The organism is Pseudomonas sp. ANT_J28, assembly GCF_008370005.1.
In the GTDB taxonomy this organism is placed as follows: domain Bacteria; phylum Pseudomonadota; class Gammaproteobacteria; order Pseudomonadales; family Pseudomonadaceae; genus Aquipseudomonas; species Aquipseudomonas frigoris.
Window position 1 is genome coordinate 76,068 of sequence record NZ_VOBM01000019.1, and the last position, 14,086, is coordinate 90,153.

At 58.7% G+C, this 14,086-nt stretch carries 11 protein-coding genes and 3 pseudogenes; 9 read left to right on the forward strand and 5 right to left on the reverse strand.

Annotation, left to right across the window (positions count from 1 at the left end; all coding sequences use genetic code 11):
- Nucleotides 1-218: 218 nt before the first annotated feature.
- Together FQ187_RS15430 and FQ187_RS15435 are read right to left on the reverse strand one after the other, a co-directional pair.
- Nucleotides 219-3,239: an EAL domain-containing protein gene (locus FQ187_RS15430; RefSeq protein WP_149630148.1), complete on the reverse strand. Its 3,021-nt coding sequence runs from the start codon at nt 3,237-3,239 to the stop codon at nt 219-221.
- Nucleotides 3,227-4,246 carry a substrate-binding domain-containing protein gene (locus FQ187_RS15435; protein WP_149630176.1) on the reverse strand — a complete coding sequence of 340 codons (1,020 nt, stop codon included), beginning with the start codon at nt 4,244-4,246 and terminating at the stop codon, nt 3,227-3,229. Before FQ187_RS15435 ends, FQ187_RS15430 begins: the two co-directional genes overlap by 13 nt.
- Nucleotides 4,247-4,823: 577 nt before the next feature.
- On the opposite strand from FQ187_RS15435, the gene FQ187_RS15440 reads away from it, so the two are divergent.
- Nucleotides 4,824-5,039, forward strand: a complete 216-nt coding sequence (locus FQ187_RS15440; RefSeq protein WP_008145745.1) for a molybdopterin-binding protein — start codon at nt 4,824-4,826, stop codon at nt 5,037-5,039.
- A 35-nt stretch (nt 5,040-5,074) separates the two neighbouring features.
- On the opposite strand, the pseudogene FQ187_RS30740 reads toward FQ187_RS15440, so the two are convergent.
- The 3 genes and pseudogenes from FQ187_RS30740 to FQ187_RS15455 all read right to left on the reverse strand — a co-directional run.
- Nucleotides 5,075-5,164: pseudogene (locus tag FQ187_RS30740) on the reverse strand (LysR family transcriptional regulator); the annotation flags it as partial.
- A gap of 22 nt (nt 5,165-5,186) precedes the next feature.
- On the reverse strand, nt 5,187-5,900 hold the full coding sequence (locus FQ187_RS15450; RefSeq protein ID WP_149630149.1) for a cupin domain-containing protein: 714 nt from the start codon (nt 5,898-5,900) through the stop codon (nt 5,187-5,189).
- A gap of 40 nt (nt 5,901-5,940) precedes the next feature.
- Nucleotides 5,941-6,099 (reverse strand): annotated as a pseudogene (locus tag FQ187_RS15455) (GNAT family N-acetyltransferase); the annotation flags it as partial.
- On the opposite strand from FQ187_RS15455, the pseudogene FQ187_RS15460 reads away from it, so the two are divergent.
- The 8 genes and pseudogenes from FQ187_RS15460 to hemN all read left to right on the forward strand — a co-directional run.
- Nucleotides 6,095-6,577 (forward strand): annotated as a pseudogene (locus FQ187_RS15460) (OprD family outer membrane porin); the annotation flags it as partial. The pseudogenes FQ187_RS15455 and FQ187_RS15460 sit on opposite strands and share 5 nt — an antisense overlap.
- Nucleotides 6,578-6,702: 125 nt before the next feature.
- Entirely contained in the window at nt 6,703-6,843 is a 141-nt protein-coding gene (locus FQ187_RS29975) for a hypothetical protein (RefSeq protein WP_178122725.1), read from the forward strand.
- Nucleotides 6,844-6,938: 95 nt separating this feature from the next.
- Complete coding sequence (nirB, locus tag FQ187_RS15465) at nt 6,939-9,500, forward strand: nitrite reductase large subunit NirB (RefSeq protein WP_149630150.1); 2,562 nt, start codon at nt 6,939-6,941, stop codon at nt 9,498-9,500.
- On the forward strand, nt 9,500-9,877 hold the full coding sequence (nirD, locus tag FQ187_RS15470; RefSeq protein WP_149630151.1) for a nitrite reductase small subunit NirD: 378 nt from the start codon (nt 9,500-9,502) through the stop codon (nt 9,875-9,877). The genes nirB and nirD overlap by 1 nt, the downstream gene beginning before the upstream one ends.
- A gap of 40 nt (nt 9,878-9,917) precedes the next feature.
- Nucleotides 9,918-10,358, forward strand: a complete 441-nt coding sequence (locus tag FQ187_RS15475; RefSeq protein WP_149630152.1) for a CBS domain-containing protein — start codon at nt 9,918-9,920, stop codon at nt 10,356-10,358.
- A gap of 410 nt (nt 10,359-10,768) precedes the next feature.
- On the forward strand, nt 10,769-11,212 hold the full coding sequence (locus tag FQ187_RS15480) for a CopD family copper resistance protein (RefSeq protein ID WP_134420404.1): 444 nt from the start codon (nt 10,769-10,771) through the stop codon (nt 11,210-11,212).
- A gap of 116 nt (nt 11,213-11,328) precedes the next feature.
- On the forward strand, nt 11,329-12,675 hold the full coding sequence (locus tag FQ187_RS15485) for a coproporphyrinogen III oxidase (protein WP_149630177.1): 1,347 nt from the start codon (nt 11,329-11,331) through the stop codon (nt 12,673-12,675).
- A gap of 6 nt (nt 12,676-12,681) precedes the next feature.
- Complete coding sequence (gene hemN / locus FQ187_RS15490) at nt 12,682-14,070, forward strand: oxygen-independent coproporphyrinogen III oxidase (RefSeq protein ID WP_149630153.1); 1,389 nt, start codon at nt 12,682-12,684, stop codon at nt 14,068-14,070.
- Nucleotides 14,071-14,086: the final 16 nt, after the last annotated feature.

A 14,086-nucleotide genomic window follows, 5' to 3' on the forward strand; every position in this document is an offset into this window, starting at 1 on the left:
TGCTGATTTGGATGGACGGGGCCTCACTAGGCATTAGCGTAGCTCTCGATCAGGCTAACTGTGTATCTGACACAGCCGATTGCTGCCAGTCGTGAATGGTAGACACAGTCCCTAGTGGCCGATAGCTGCCCGTCACTAACGGCAGCTATGCGGGCTGTCGCCGATCGGTAACGTCGCGACTTTACTGTTGAAAGATTGGGTATGGGCCCTGCGCAGTATTAATGCCCGGGCATTGGACTGCGTGGGCGTTTTACATCGCGTTTTCGCCTTACCGAGTCAGGGCTCGCAATGCGGCTCGGTTGAGGCAACCGGGGCGTACGCAGTAACACACTGATTTCCTCTGCGCTTACTGCTTTGCTGAAAAAGTGGCCCTGAATTTCATCGCAGCCGTTTTCACGCAGGAAGGTTTGCTGCTCTTCGGTTTCGACACCTTCGGCAATGACCTTGAGGTTCAGTTTGTGCCCCAACGAAATCACTGCGGTGGCGATGGCTTTGTCGTTCTCGTTGTCGGGCAGATCGCGCACGAAAGACTGGTCGATCTTGAGTCTCGCGATCGGGAAGCTTTTCAATGCTGCGAGGCTGGAGTAGCCGGTGCCGAAGTCGTCGATCGAGAGACTGATCCCCATAGATTGCAGTTCCTTCATTTTGCTGATGGCTTGCTGAAGGTCTTGCATGATCAGACTTTCGGTCAGCTCCAGCTCAAGGTACATCGGGTCCAGTCCAGTTTCTTGCAAGGCATGCCTCACCCGATCGATCAGGTCCCTTTCGATGAACTGGCGTGCTGAAATATTCACCGACATGGTGATCGGGGGCCAGCCCGCGTCCTGCCAGGCCTTGTTCTGTCTGCACGCGGTATGGACCACCCAGTCGCCGATGGGCACGATCAACCCGGTCTCTTCGGCCTGCGGAATGAATTTGATTGGAGACACGATGCCGAGTTCGGGGTGCTGCCAGCGGATCAGTGCCTCTACGCCGATAATCTGACCTGACTGCAAATCCACCTGTGGCTGGTACAGCAGCAGGAACTCGTCATGGTTGAGTGCGTTTCGAAGCCCGTCTTGCATGGCGAGCTTGCCCTGAACCTTGTTATTCATCTCGCTCGTATAGAACTGATAACTGTTGCGACCCAGCTCCTTGGCCCGGTACATGGCGGCGTCCGCATTGCTGAGCAACGTGTCGGTATCGCTGCCGTCGGCAGGGTAGGTGGCCAACCCCATGCTGCAGGTGACGTGGAGTGTATGTCCGCTGAGCTGAATCGGCCGCAGGATGGCTTCCTGGATTTTGTGCAGGGCTGGAGTAACGCCGTCGAGGTCTGAGGGCTGGTCGAACAGGATGATCACAAACTCGTCGCCACCCAGTCGCACGACGGTGTCGGTGCGGCGTACACACTCCAGCATGCGCTGGGCGACGGTTTTCAGCAGTTCGTCTCCAGCACTGTGCCCAAGGCTGTCATTCACCAGTTTGAATTTGTCCAGATCGAGAAACACCACCGTCACCAGGCGGTTGTAGCGCTGAGCATAAAGTATTGCCTGCTTGAGACGGTCTTCGAGCAGTGTGCGATTCGGCAGCCCGGTCAGTGCGTCATGGTCCCCCATATAGCGAATACGTTTTTCGGTCAGTTGGCGTTCTATCGCAATGCCGGCAAGAGGTGTCGCCATGTCGATCAGTCGCGTCTCGGTCGAGCTGGGGCTGCGTGCGGTGTTGGAATACAAGGCAAACGTACCCAATACCTTTCGCTCATGGGACAGAATCGGCGTCGACCAGCAGGCGCGAAACCCATAGGGCGCAGCGGCTGAACGGTACTGCTCCCACAGCGGATCCAGCTCGATATCCGTGACGATGACCGGTTCTCGTCGATACACCGCAGTGCCGCATGAACCGACGTTCGGACCGATCGAAATCCCGTCAATGAGCTGGTTATAGGCTGTCGGCAAACTGGGGGCGGCCCCGTGCAGCAGGTGCTTGCCATCCTCATCCAGCACCAGGATGGACACCATCATCCCCTTCAGCTGGGACTCCACCAGGTGAGCCAGGCTGTCGAGGACTTCTGCAAGCTCGGTGCTCCTGGCGATCAGCTCCAGGACATGACCTTGTCCGGCACGGATGACGGCTTCTTGCTCTAATCGGCTGTTTTGCAGGGCGAGCCGCTCTGTGGCGATACTCAATTGGACCGTTCTTTTTTCCAGCTGAAGTCGGTCTTTGAGGAATTGATTCACCGCGCGAGCCATGTTGCCGATCTCGTCCTTCCCCTGTTCCGCCATCATCAAATGCGTTTTGTCAGTGTGTTCCTGACGCAATTGCCGGCTTATTTCATTCAGACGCACGAGCACATGACGGCCCATGAAGACCCGGGTCACGAACCAGGCGAACACCAGGCTGGCGCCCAACATGATCAGCACCCATTGCTGGCTACGATTTGAGGCCTCGACCAGGCGCTGCAGGGCTTCGCGATAGTCTTCGGTGTAAGCACTGGATTGCGCACGGGCCACCGCGACCAGAACCCCGGCCTCATTCTTCAGTTCCTCATTGAAGCGCTGTATGACGTTGTGCTGATTGATGAGCCTCAGGCGCAGGGAGAAGAGATCGGGTGTCTCCACATTAGCGTCGGGTAACTTGCCTGCGGTGCGTGACAGTCGCTCATAGCGGATCCGCAGCCGTTGCACAGCATCATTGTCAACAGTCTGCGGCAGATCGAAAAGTAACACTGCCAGTTCCAGGCTGGCCCGGGTCTGCGTCGCGGTTAACCGGGCGGTGTGATCCTCCATGGTTTGCTCGAAGGTGACCTCGATTTGCAGCAGGCTTTCTCGCAGCTGCGCAACGATGTTGGCGGTATTGCGGAACATCTGACTCGACTGATGCATGTCGAGTATCGCCACGCCACTGTTCGCGGCAGTCAGCTGCTGCACCAGTTGATCAAGGGCTTCAAGCTGTTCGACGGTCGCCACATAGCTTGAACGCAGGGTGTCGGGGGAGCGGGTTGTCAGAAGCTGATCGGTCTGGCGTTCGATCAGCAAGGTACGCTGCAGCATGTCTTGCCCATCTTGCATGCGGACCAGTCGTTCATCCGTCAGCTGGCGGGTGGCGTTGTTTGACGTGCGCAAGGCGTAGACCGCCGTTGCACCACTCGCCAGGATCAGCAGCGCCAGCGTCAGAAACGCCAGTGTGAACTGTGCGCGTAGCGATTGCGGCAATAGCTGGCGTCCGAGCCGGGAAGTAACGTCCAATATCAGGGATTCCATTGGTGGCGATAGATGTCTCGATAGCCATTGTCAGGGTCGTACTGGAATTTCTTCCCGCCGTCGAAGGCGATATTGTCGGCATTGACCAGGTGAATCGGCGCGACGAAGCCGCTCACCGGCTGACCTGCAAACAGCCGGTTCAATTCATCCATCACTTGCCAGCCATGTAGGTTGAGCGGCTCGGCCACGGTGACGGTCTGGTAGGTTTTTGCCTGTATGCGCAAGAAAGCCGAAGCGCTGCCATCACCGGCAGACAACAGACTGATGCCGTCACTGGGTATTGCGGCGTTGGTCAATGAGGAAATCGAGTAATCGAAATAGATATCGTTGATGGCCAGCGTGTGGGTCCAGCGTTTGCCATAGCGCTGAAGCAGCTCCTTGGTGATCGCTGGCATCTTCTCGCTACTTTCGGAGATCGCGACATCGCGCACTTCCAGCAACGTACATTCCCGACAGGCCCGAATGACGTTTTCCATGGCCTTGGCTTTCGCCATGGCGATGCTGTACTTGGAGTCGGTCAGGATGACCACGCCGGCGTGTCCGTTTGACTGTGCCACTGCCGCCATGGCCGTGAGGCGAGCCACTTCGAGCGGGTCGGTCGTGACGTTCATGGCCACCGGCGTGCCGTCAATCGGCCCGGGTCGTGCCCCGGCGTGCCAGCCAACCACCGGCACCTCTTTGTTGGCGAAGAGGATCAGCGCCGCATTGTTCTCAAGGGCATCGGAGCCGCACAGAATGAGGCCGTCGGGTTTCGCTGCCAGGGCATCGGAAAAGGCCTTCGCGCGCCCGGCCGATGATCCCGCGCCATCGAATATCTTCAGCGTCCAGCCCATCGCCTTGGCTGCCTCGCGAGCGCCCTGCGCGACACCGACAATTCCTCCGTTACGCAAATCTTCTGCGACAAAGGCGATGCTCTTGCCCCGCAAGGCTTGCGGGCCGGATTCAGGGCCGCTCCAGCGAACGGCTTCGAGGGTGGCCCTGGAAACGATTTCCTGCGCTTGAATCACCGTAACCGTGGCGTTTTCGACACCCACTGCGGTGGGCAGGTTCTGGCCATATCCGGGAGTTGCCGTGAAAAGACAGAAAACCGAAATTGAAGCCATCCAGAGTAGCCTGGGCTTGATCAGACAGGTTCGATCAACGCCTGTGATGCCGGGTCTGGAGCCGATGGCGCGATCATGGTCTGGCATGGCGTCCCTTTTTGCCAAGAGTGCAGCGTTCACTTTCCGAAAGGATAGTCGGTTCTGCTGTCATCCGGTCTTTTGTGGGTAATGTGCGCGAACTTTAGTCCTGAACATTCAGGAAATGGGGCAGGGTCCATGGCACAAAACAAGGAACGAAGGCCAATCGCATCGTTGACTACATTGAGTGGTTTTACAAGGCTTCGGCACAATCCACTGAACTCAAGCACACCCAAGCCTTTACAAAGCACCGTGGCGTTGTGGCAGATGCTGGGCGGACTTTATATTCTATTCAGGAATAAGTGAATCAATATATATTCCTTTTAATATTGATCCGGGAGGTTCATTTTGAAGGCCTGCACATCCGTGCGGATGTATTCGACATCAGACAGGAAGCTTCATCATGACCATCAAAGCGATCAACGTCCGCAACCAGTTCAAGGGTGTCATCAAGGAAATTGTGACAGGCGAAGTGGTCTCCGAAATCGATGTGCAAACCGCCTCCGGTATCGTCACATCGGTGATTACCACCCGTTCAGTGCGCGATCTTGAATTGAAAGTGGGGAGCGAGGTGATTGCCTTCGTCAAATCCACCGAAGTCTCGATCGCCAAGCTCTGAAATGGCTACGGCTTGAATCCGCGGAGCCTCTCACGTCAAGAAAAGGACAAGCCCTGGCTCGCGCGAATCAAGTCATAGGCCTTTCGGGCAATCAAGTTGGCGGTGTTGGGCCTGATCCACAGGTAGAGACCGTCAAGTACTACGCCACTACTTCACTGCATAGAACTTGCGCACATACCGCGTACTTTTCCACGCGCACGGTGCCCCTAGCGGCACAAACACACTGTCGCCGGTGCTGACCTCCACGCTCGTTCCATCAGGCGTCAGCAGGGTGACGCTGCCTTCGATCAGGTTCATCAGCTCATGGAGTTTGTGGGGCCGGCCGTGACGCTCATACGGTGTCGAATCCCAAACACCGACGCGCAGGTGGGTGGCGTCGTCTTCGAAGGCATTGTGTGAGCGGCACTGCGGCGTCGGTCCGATCAAAATCTGCGGTTCCGGTGCGAGCGAAGGCGAGAGTATGTCCAGCGGATCGAGCGCGGTCAGGCCGGGTGTCGGCTGTGCGGTGGGGCTGGTGACGGCACAAAATGCCCAGCACGTATCAGCATGAGCCTGGAGTCGCAGCGCTGTGCCGCGACCGATCACGGCGCTGGCGCCGACACCCAGTTCCAGCGTCTGCGCTTCGGATTGCAGCACGACGTGGCCGGCGTGGATCACGATCACTTCGGTGTGCGGAAAGTCATCGCTATCGAGCGTTCCGCTGATGTGCACGATGCCCGCTGACACGCCATCCGGGCCGTTGTAGGCCAGTTGGCGACCGTCCTTGAACGGATCGAAAGCACCCAAAGACGCTGCTGTAAAAGACGTGGTAACGCGGCTGCCGTCGGCGCGAGCCAACAGCAGAACGGTAGGTTCAGACATACGGGTGACGCTCCATAAAAAAGACTGTGAGGGATAGCGATCAGCCAATGGCTTGAGTCACCACAGCGAACTGCTGAACTCCATTGGCTGTTTGCGGCGGCGTGCCCTTGGCCATTTGCGCCACGGTATCGACCTGCTTCAAACCCGCCGACTCCAGACATTCGGCCAGGCCGCTGTCTGCCGGAATGTCAATGCGCACCTGGAGTTTGCTGTCGACCTACAAGCTCGGTGCCCACAGCTTCGGCCTGGGCTATCAAAAGGTCGATGGCGACACACCCTTCGATTACGTGACCCGTGGCGCGATCTACCTGAGCAACGCCGTGGCGCTGTCCGATTTCAACGCGCCCCGGGAGGCTTCCTGGCAAGCGCGCTACGATCTGAACATGGCCGGTTATGGCATTCCCGGCCTGACCTTCGGCGCCCTGTACGTGCGCGGCAGCGGCATCGACGGTACGCACATGGACCCGAACGGCGGCTACAAATGGCTGGGTTACGGGCAGGGCGGCAAGCACTGGGAGCGTGATCTGCAGGCCAAATACGTGGTGCAGTCGGGCGTCGCGAAAAACCTCGCGTTCAGCCTGCGCCATGCGGTTCATCGCGGGAATGCGGCGCAAGCGGAGCTGGACGCCAATCAGATCCGCCTGGCGATCGAATACCCGCTGGGTGGCAAATTCTGATCCGGAACGGGATAGCCTTTGTGCACTTTTATAAGGCCGCGCACCCCCGCGCTGCACTATACGAAGGCAAATATCAGGCTTTGATGGGCGCCTGTGGTCAACGTTTACTGGCGCAAGGACTGCCAATGGCCGACTGGCACAAAGTCTGCAAGACACTGTTCAGGCCCACTGTGAACGCAGTCGAGTGGGCAGCCCCCTCGGTCAACGACGATCGATTGGCCGATCAGGTCGTGGGCAACATCGGTGGATCCGGCATAGATGCCTGACCTGGCACCGTAAATGAACAGGCAAAGACGCCTGGAACCGCAAGGTTTCAGGCGTTTTTTTTTGCTTTTTGAACAGCTATCGACGGGTGTCTCTTATGAATTCCAATGTTGCCACTTTGAACAAGCTGCAAACGCTGATCGTGATCGGCAATGGCATGGTCGGACATCATTGTGTCGAACAGCTGATCGAACGCGGTGCCCTTGATCACTATCGGCTGCACGTGTTCAGCGAGGAGCCGATGCGTGCCTACGACCGCGTGCACCTTTCCGAGTATTTCTCCGGCCGCGATGCCGAGTCGCTGGCCCTCGGTGAAGCCTCGCTGTACCAGACCCCGGGCGTAACCCTGCATCTGGGGGTGCCGGTCCTGGAAATCGACCGTGCCCGTCGCCAGGTGATCACCGAGCAAGGCTGTGTCTCCTACGACAAATTGGTGCTGGCCACCGGGTCCTATCCGTTTGTGCCGCCGATCGAAGGCGCCGAGGGCGATTCGCGCCTGGTGTATCGCACCCTCGAAGACCTCGACGCCATTCGTGCCGCGGCAAGCAACGCCCGACGCGGTGTGGTGGTTGGCGGTGGTTTGCTGGGTCTGGAAGCCGCCAACGCGCTGAAAACCCTGGGTCTGGAAGCTCATGTAGTGGAATTCGCCCCGCGCCTGATGCCGGTGCAGCTGGACGAGTACGGTGGCCTGGCGCTCAAGGCGCAGATCGAGCGGCTTGGCGTCGGTGTGCACCTGTCGCGCGGCACGCAATCGATCAGCGCAGGCGAGGAATACCGCTACCGGATGAACTTCGCCAATGACGAATTCCTTGAAACCGACCTGATCGTGTTCTCCGCCGGCATCCGTGCGCAAGACGCACTGGCCCGTCAATGCTCGCTGGAAGTCGGCCCGCGCGGCGGCGTCGTGATTGACGACCAATGCCAGAGCAGCGATCCGAACATCTATGCCATCGGCGAGTGTGCCGCGTGGAATGGCAGCATTTTTGGCCTGGTCGCCCCGGGCTACCAAATGGCGCGCGGTGTTGCCGCATTGTTGTGCAACGAAACCGCCGAGCCGTTCATGGGCGCGGACATGTCGACCAAGCTCAAACTGCTGGGCGTCGATGTCGGCTCCATCGGCGACGCGCATGGCAGCACACCGGGCGCGCGCAGCTATCAGTTCATCGACGAAACCACGGCCAGCTATCGACGTTTGGTGGTGGACGCGACCGGCAAGCACGTACTCGGTGCGGTGCTGGTCGGTGACAACAGCTATTACGACACGCTGCTGCAATACATGCAGAACGCGATTGCGCTGCCGGCGGAACCCGCCAGCCTGATTCTGCCGTCGTCCGAAGGCGCGCCGACCCTGGGCCCAGGCGCCTTGCCCGAATCGGCCACGGTGTGCTCGTGCCACAACGTCACCAAGGGTTCCATTTGCTCGGCCATCGACGGTGGCTGCACTGACCTCGGCCTGCTCAAGTCGCAGACCAAGGCGTGCACCGGTTGCGGTGGTTGTGCCGGGCTGCTCAAGCAGGTCTTCGAGCACGAGTTGATTGCCCGTGGCGTCAGCGTCGACAAAAGCCTGTGCGAACACTTCGCCTATACCCGTCAGGAGCTTTATGCGCTGGTGCGGGTAGAAGGGGTGATCACCTTCGAAGAACTGCTGGCCAAGCATGGTCGTGGCCACACCGGTTGCGACGTGTGCAAACCGGCGGTGGGCTCGATCCTCGCGTCGTGCTGGAACCAGCCGATCATGGACGCGTCGCTGGTGCCGTTGCAGGACACCAACGACACCTTCATGGCCAACATGCAGAAAAACGGCACCTATTCGGTGGTGCCACGCATCCCCGGTGGCGAGATCACCGCCGACAAACTGATCGCGATCGGTGTGGTGGCGAAGAAATACGACCTCTACACCAAAATCACCGGCGGCCAGCGTATCGACCTGTTTGGCGCGCAGTTGCATGAACTGCCGGACATCTGGGCCGATCTGATTGAAGCGGGTTTCGAAACCGGGCATGCCTATGGCAAATCGACCCGGACGGTGAAGTCCTGCGTCGGCAGCACCTGGTGCCGTTACGGCGTGCAGGACAGCGTGCAAATGGCCCTGACCATCGAGGACCGCTACAAGGGCCTGCGCTCGCCGCACAAACTCAAATTCGCGGTGTCCGGTTGCACCCGTGAATGCGCCGAGGCCCAGAGCAAAGACGTTGGCGTGATCGCCACCGAGAAAGGCTGGAACCTTTACATCGCCGGCAACGGCGGCATGCGCCCGCGCCATGCCGAACTGTTCGCAACCGACCTCGACGATGCAACCCTGATCCGCTACATCGACCGCTTCCTGATGTTCTACATCCGCACCGCCGACAAATTGCAGCGTACCTCGGTGTGGCGCGAAAGCCTGGAGGGCGGCCTCGATTACCTCAAGGACGTGATCATCCACGACAGCCTCGGGCTGGGTGAAGAGCTCGAATCGCAGATGGAACTGGTGGTCAATCGCTATGAGTGCGAGTGGGCCAACGCCCTCAAAGACCCGGAAAAACTCAAGCGTTTCCGTACCTTCGTCAACGACAAACGCCCGGACCCGGACATCCATTTTGTCCAGGAACGCGGCCAGCGGCGCCCGATCATGGCCGCCGAACTCAACCTTATCCCTGTTATCGAGGAGATTGCCTGATGAGCCAGTCCAATACCCAACGCATCGATTCCCTGGAAAACCCCAAGGCCTGGCAAACGGTGTGCGAGCAACAGGATCTGGTCAGCAACTCCGGCGTTGTCGTCTGGCTCGACGGCGCGCAAGTGGCGCTGTTCTACCTGCCGAATGTTCACGGCAAGACCCTTTACGCCATCGACAACCATGACCCGCAATCCGGGGCGAATGTGATCGGTCGCGGGTTGGTCGGCAGCATCAAGGGTGATCTGGTCGTTGCATCGCCAATCTACAAACAGCATTTCCGCCTTGAGGACGGTAGCTGCCTGGAGTACCCACAACAGCGTCTGCGTGTCTGGCCTGTGCGCTTGAACGCCGGTGCGGTGCAAGTCGGGGTGGCTTGAAGATGGTCAACAGGATCGCGCAACGGTATCGGAGGCACTGATGAAAACAGCCGCACAGTTGCTGAAACTCAAGGTCGTGCAAAACCGCCAGGTGCATAGCATCGCGCCCGATGAAATGGTGCTTGAAGCCCTGAGGATCATGGCCGAAAAGAACGTGGGCGCGCTTCCGGTGATCGAGGCCGGGCAGGTGGTCGGCGTGATCAGCGAGCGCGACTATGCGCGCAAGGTCGTGCTGCAGGGGCGCTCTTCGGTCGGTACGCCGGTGCGCGACATCATGAGCGCGCCCGTGGTGACCGCTGACAGTCAGCAGAGCATCGAGCGTTGCATGGCGGTCATGACCGACAGTCATTTGCGACATCTGCCGGTGGTGGACGATGGAGAACTGATCGGGCTGTTATCGATTGGGGATCTGGTCAAGGAAGCCATCGTCGAACAGGCGGATCTGATTCGGCAACTGGAGCATTACATTCGTGGGCACTGAACGGGTCGGCGCCACGCTGTTCAGTTAAGGTTGGGGGACATATCCGTTTCTGCGGTAACGGCGGCTGGCGGTTTCGCTTTTACAGCGAGTCACTTGGAAAAGCCCCAAGTAACCAAGGGCTCTTGCCCCTTTCGTTCGGTGCCGAGCCTAGGCGAGGCACCGAACGAAAGGGGCAGAAGCGCTTTGGTTACTTTCGCGCTTTTCGAAAGTGACTCGCTGTAAAAGCGAAACCGTAATCAGCCATCACCGCAGAAATGGATATGCACACAAGCTTGAGTGTTTTGCGGCTTTCTTGATCGGTATCAACCGAATACCCAGGCAGTCTCTGTAGTCTCAAGAGACCGACAGCCAGTGCGCTCACCCCAATGTTCGCCGTAGCGCGGGTTGCCTTGACCCAAGGCGAAAACACCATGATCTATCCGCTGATTCTGACCTTGCACCTGTTTGCCGCGCTGATCTTCATCGGCACGGTGTTCTTCGAAGTCCTGTTCCTGGAAAGCATCCGCAAACAGTTACCCGCCAGAGTGATGCTGCTGGTAGAGCAGGGTATCGGTCGCCGGGCCCGCTCGCTGATGCCGTGGGTGCTGCTGGTGTTGTTCGGTGCGGGGCTGGGCATGGTCTGGTTGCGCTACTTGCCAGCCCTTGCCTCACCACTGGCCTCATCGTTCGGCACATTGTTGGCGTTGAAAATCGCGGTGGCCGTGAGTGTGCTGCTGCATTTCCTGGGCGCCATGTTGTTGTTCAAAAGCGGCCGGATGAGCCCGCGATACCTGCACTTCATCCATGGCAGCCTGTTCTGCCACATGATCGTCATCGTGCTGCTGGCCAAGGGCATGTTTTACCTGACGTGGTAATCGGGTTTGACCGGTGGTCCGTTGTGCAGACACTTGGCTTGCGCTTGATGCAAATCAAGGAGCATGGATGGTTAAACCGGGAGACTGAAAATCCGCAGCCAGTCTCGGAGACGGTCATGCTCGATTTATTTCACAACCCAGGCGAGATCGATCGGTGCGATCAAGGCGTGCTTGACCCTAACTGTCATGCCGACACGCAAAAATTTCATGACGGTGTTGGCTCTCTGGATCTGCTTCGTGCACTGCGCGTCAGCCGCCAGAAGTGCCGTCCGCTGTCCCTGAACGTGCAACTGCCTTCCAGCCTCAAGCCGTCTTCCTGTGCCCCACGTGATATCGCCAGCGAGTACAACGGTATCGAGCAGTGCCTTCAGCATCTGGAGCGGGAAATCGACCTCGTCGGTTGTCACCTCGGTGCAGAGCAACGGGTCGAGCAGTTTCATCTGGGGGGCGGAACACCCGCGCCTGCCAATCTGGAGCGGCTCATGAGTCACCTGCGTGGCCGGTTCAACTTTCTCGAACATGAAGTAGGCGACTACAGCGTCGAGGTGGACCTTCACCATACCGACTGGTCGACCATGAGGTTGTTGCGCGACCAAGGTTTCAATCATGTGAGCATCGGCGTTCCGGATATCGACGCCGACTGTGACAGGTCGGTGGCCTGCTACCAGAACCCGGCGCCGATTCAGTCGCTCATGGATGCCGCGCGCACCTTTGGCTTTCGATCCATCAACGTCGATCTGGGTTTTGGCCACGCCTGGCAGACGCCAGACAGTTTTGCGCTGAAGCTGGCGACCATTATCGAGCTGGAGCCGGACCGGCTGATGGTGTTCGATTATGCCCGGCCACCACGCCGCTATCGGCCGGCACTCGGTGACAAAATCAGGGAACTGTGTAGCCCGGACGATAAAGGCGCGATGCGCCAGATCTGCTTCGAGCAACTGCTTTGTGCGGGTTATCACTACATCGGTCTGGGGCAGTTTGTCCGGCCTGATGATGATTTGGCGGTCGCCCAGGAGCGCGGCCGGTTGCGCCGTACCTGTGAGGGTTTCTCCCGTCACGGCTATTGCGATCATGTCGGATTCGGTTTGGGTGCGATCAGCCAGATCGACGATTTGTATACGCAAAACACCGACGAGATTGAACGCTATCAACAGCAACTGGACATGCGGCAATTGCCGACGTATCGAGGCTGGCGCTTCGAGGCGGGGGATCAGATCAGGCACATGGTCATGGAGCGTCTGGCCTGTGATCAGGAACTGGATATCCGCGCTATCGAGAGGCGCTACGGTCTGGTTTTTTCCAAGTACTTTTCCTCTGTCTGGCCGGTGCTGGAGCAATTGAGCCGGGATGGGTTGATTGAGTTGTCAGACCGTTTCATCAGCATCCTTCCCGCCGGTCGGCCGGAAGTGGATGCCATCTGCAACCTGTTTGAAAAGGATTTGGGCGGGCCCATTGCGAGTTGATCGATCATGAACACGACATTTGATTTCAATCGCGCCCTGGTCGAAAAGTACGACCACCCGGGGCCGCGCTATACCTCTTACCCCACGGCACCGCAGTTTCACCAGGCGTTTGCCGTTGACGACTATCAGCGTGCCGCCCGCGACAGCAATCAGGTGGCCGCGCCGAAACCGTTGTCGGTGTATATCCACATCCCGTTCTGCAAAAGCCTTTGTTACTACTGCGCCTGCAACAAAATCATTACCCAGAAAACCCATCGCGCCGTCGAGTACCTGAAGTACCTCAAGCGTGAAATCGCGATGCAGGCGGCCTTGTTCGACAACACCCGCAAACTCACCCAGTTGCACCTGGGGGGCGGCACGCCGACCTATCTGACTAGCGAACAGCTGGCGGACCTGATGGACTGCCTGCACCAGGCGTTCAACATGGATGACAGCGATGACCATGAGTTTTCCATCGAGGTCGACCCGCGCACCATCAGCACCGAGCAGATTCAGTCGTTGCGCCAGTTGGGCTTCAATCGCCTGAGCTTCGGCGTGCAGGACTTTGACCCCGACGTGCAGGCAGCGGTCAATCGCCTGCAAAGTGAAGAGCAGATTTATGCGCTGGTCGCTGCGGCGCGCGAGGCGCAATTCAAGTCGATCAGCGTCGACCTTATCTACGGTCTGCCACTGCAAACCGTGCAGAGTTTCGACGTCACCCTCAGCAAGATCATCGCGCTGCGTCCAGACCGGATTGCCGCCTACAGCTACGCGCATTTGCCGGAAATGGTCCGCGCGCAACGGCTGATTCGCCCCGCCGACATGCCGCCACCGGAGCGCAAGCTGGAATTGCTCGAGCTGACCATCCGCCGTCTGACCGAGGCTGGTTACGTCTACATCGGCATGGATCATTTCGCCTTGCCGGAGGACGAGCTGGCGCTGGCCCGGGCCAATGGCACCTTGCAGCGTAACTTTCAGGGCTATTCCACCCATGCCGACTGCGATTTGATCGGCCTTGGGGTGTCGTCGATCGGCAAGGTCGGCGACAGCTACAGCCAGAGCGTCAAGGAGCTTTCGCAGTACTACGCCCGTATCGATCAAGGGTTGTTGCCAGTGCATCGGGGTTATCGCTTGAACGCCGACGACCTGCTGCGCCGCGAGGTGATCAGCGACCTGATGTGCCATGGCCGTATCGCGTTCGACAAGTATGAGGCGCGTCATGGCATTCGCTTCACCGAGTATTTTGCCGAGGCGCTGGCGCAGCTGGGCGAGCATGTGCGTGATGGGTTGCTGCAGATTCACCGCGACGAATTGGTGCTGCTGCCACAAGGGCATTTGATGATGCGCAGTGCCGCAATGGCGTTTGACGCCTATCTGGGGGGTGAGCAAAAAGGACAGTTTTCACGCACGGTTTGAGACTGCGTGTCCTCTA

Excerpts from the sequence above, each read along its gene's own strand:
- FQ187_RS15430 (WP_149630148.1), bottom strand. The coding sequence starts at position 3,239 with ATGGAATCCCTGATATTGGACGTTACTTCCCGGCTCGGACGCCAGCTA.
- FQ187_RS15440 (WP_008145745.1), top strand. The coding sequence starts at position 4,824 with ATGACCATCAAAGCGATCAACGTCCGCAACCAGTTCAAGGGTGTCATC.
- hemN (WP_149630153.1), top strand. The coding sequence starts at position 12,682 with ATGAACACGACATTTGATTTCAATCGCGCCCTGGTCGAAAAGTACGAC.
- FQ187_RS15450 (WP_149630149.1), bottom strand. The coding sequence starts at position 5,900 with ATGTCTGAACCTACCGTTCTGCTGTTGGCTCGCGCCGACGGCAGCCGC.
- nirB (WP_149630150.1), top strand. The coding sequence starts at position 6,939 with ATGAATTCCAATGTTGCCACTTTGAACAAGCTGCAAACGCTGATCGTG.
- FQ187_RS29975 (WP_178122725.1), top strand. The coding sequence starts at position 6,703 with ATGGCCGACTGGCACAAAGTCTGCAAGACACTGTTCAGGCCCACTGTG.
- FQ187_RS15480 (WP_134420404.1), top strand. The coding sequence starts at position 10,769 with ATGATCTATCCGCTGATTCTGACCTTGCACCTGTTTGCCGCGCTGATC.
- nirD (WP_149630151.1), top strand. The coding sequence starts at position 9,500 with ATGAGCCAGTCCAATACCCAACGCATCGATTCCCTGGAAAACCCCAAG.
- FQ187_RS15485 (WP_149630177.1), top strand. The coding sequence starts at position 11,329 with ATGCTCGATTTATTTCACAACCCAGGCGAGATCGATCGGTGCGATCAA.
- FQ187_RS15475 (WP_149630152.1), top strand. The coding sequence starts at position 9,918 with ATGAAAACAGCCGCACAGTTGCTGAAACTCAAGGTCGTGCAAAACCGC.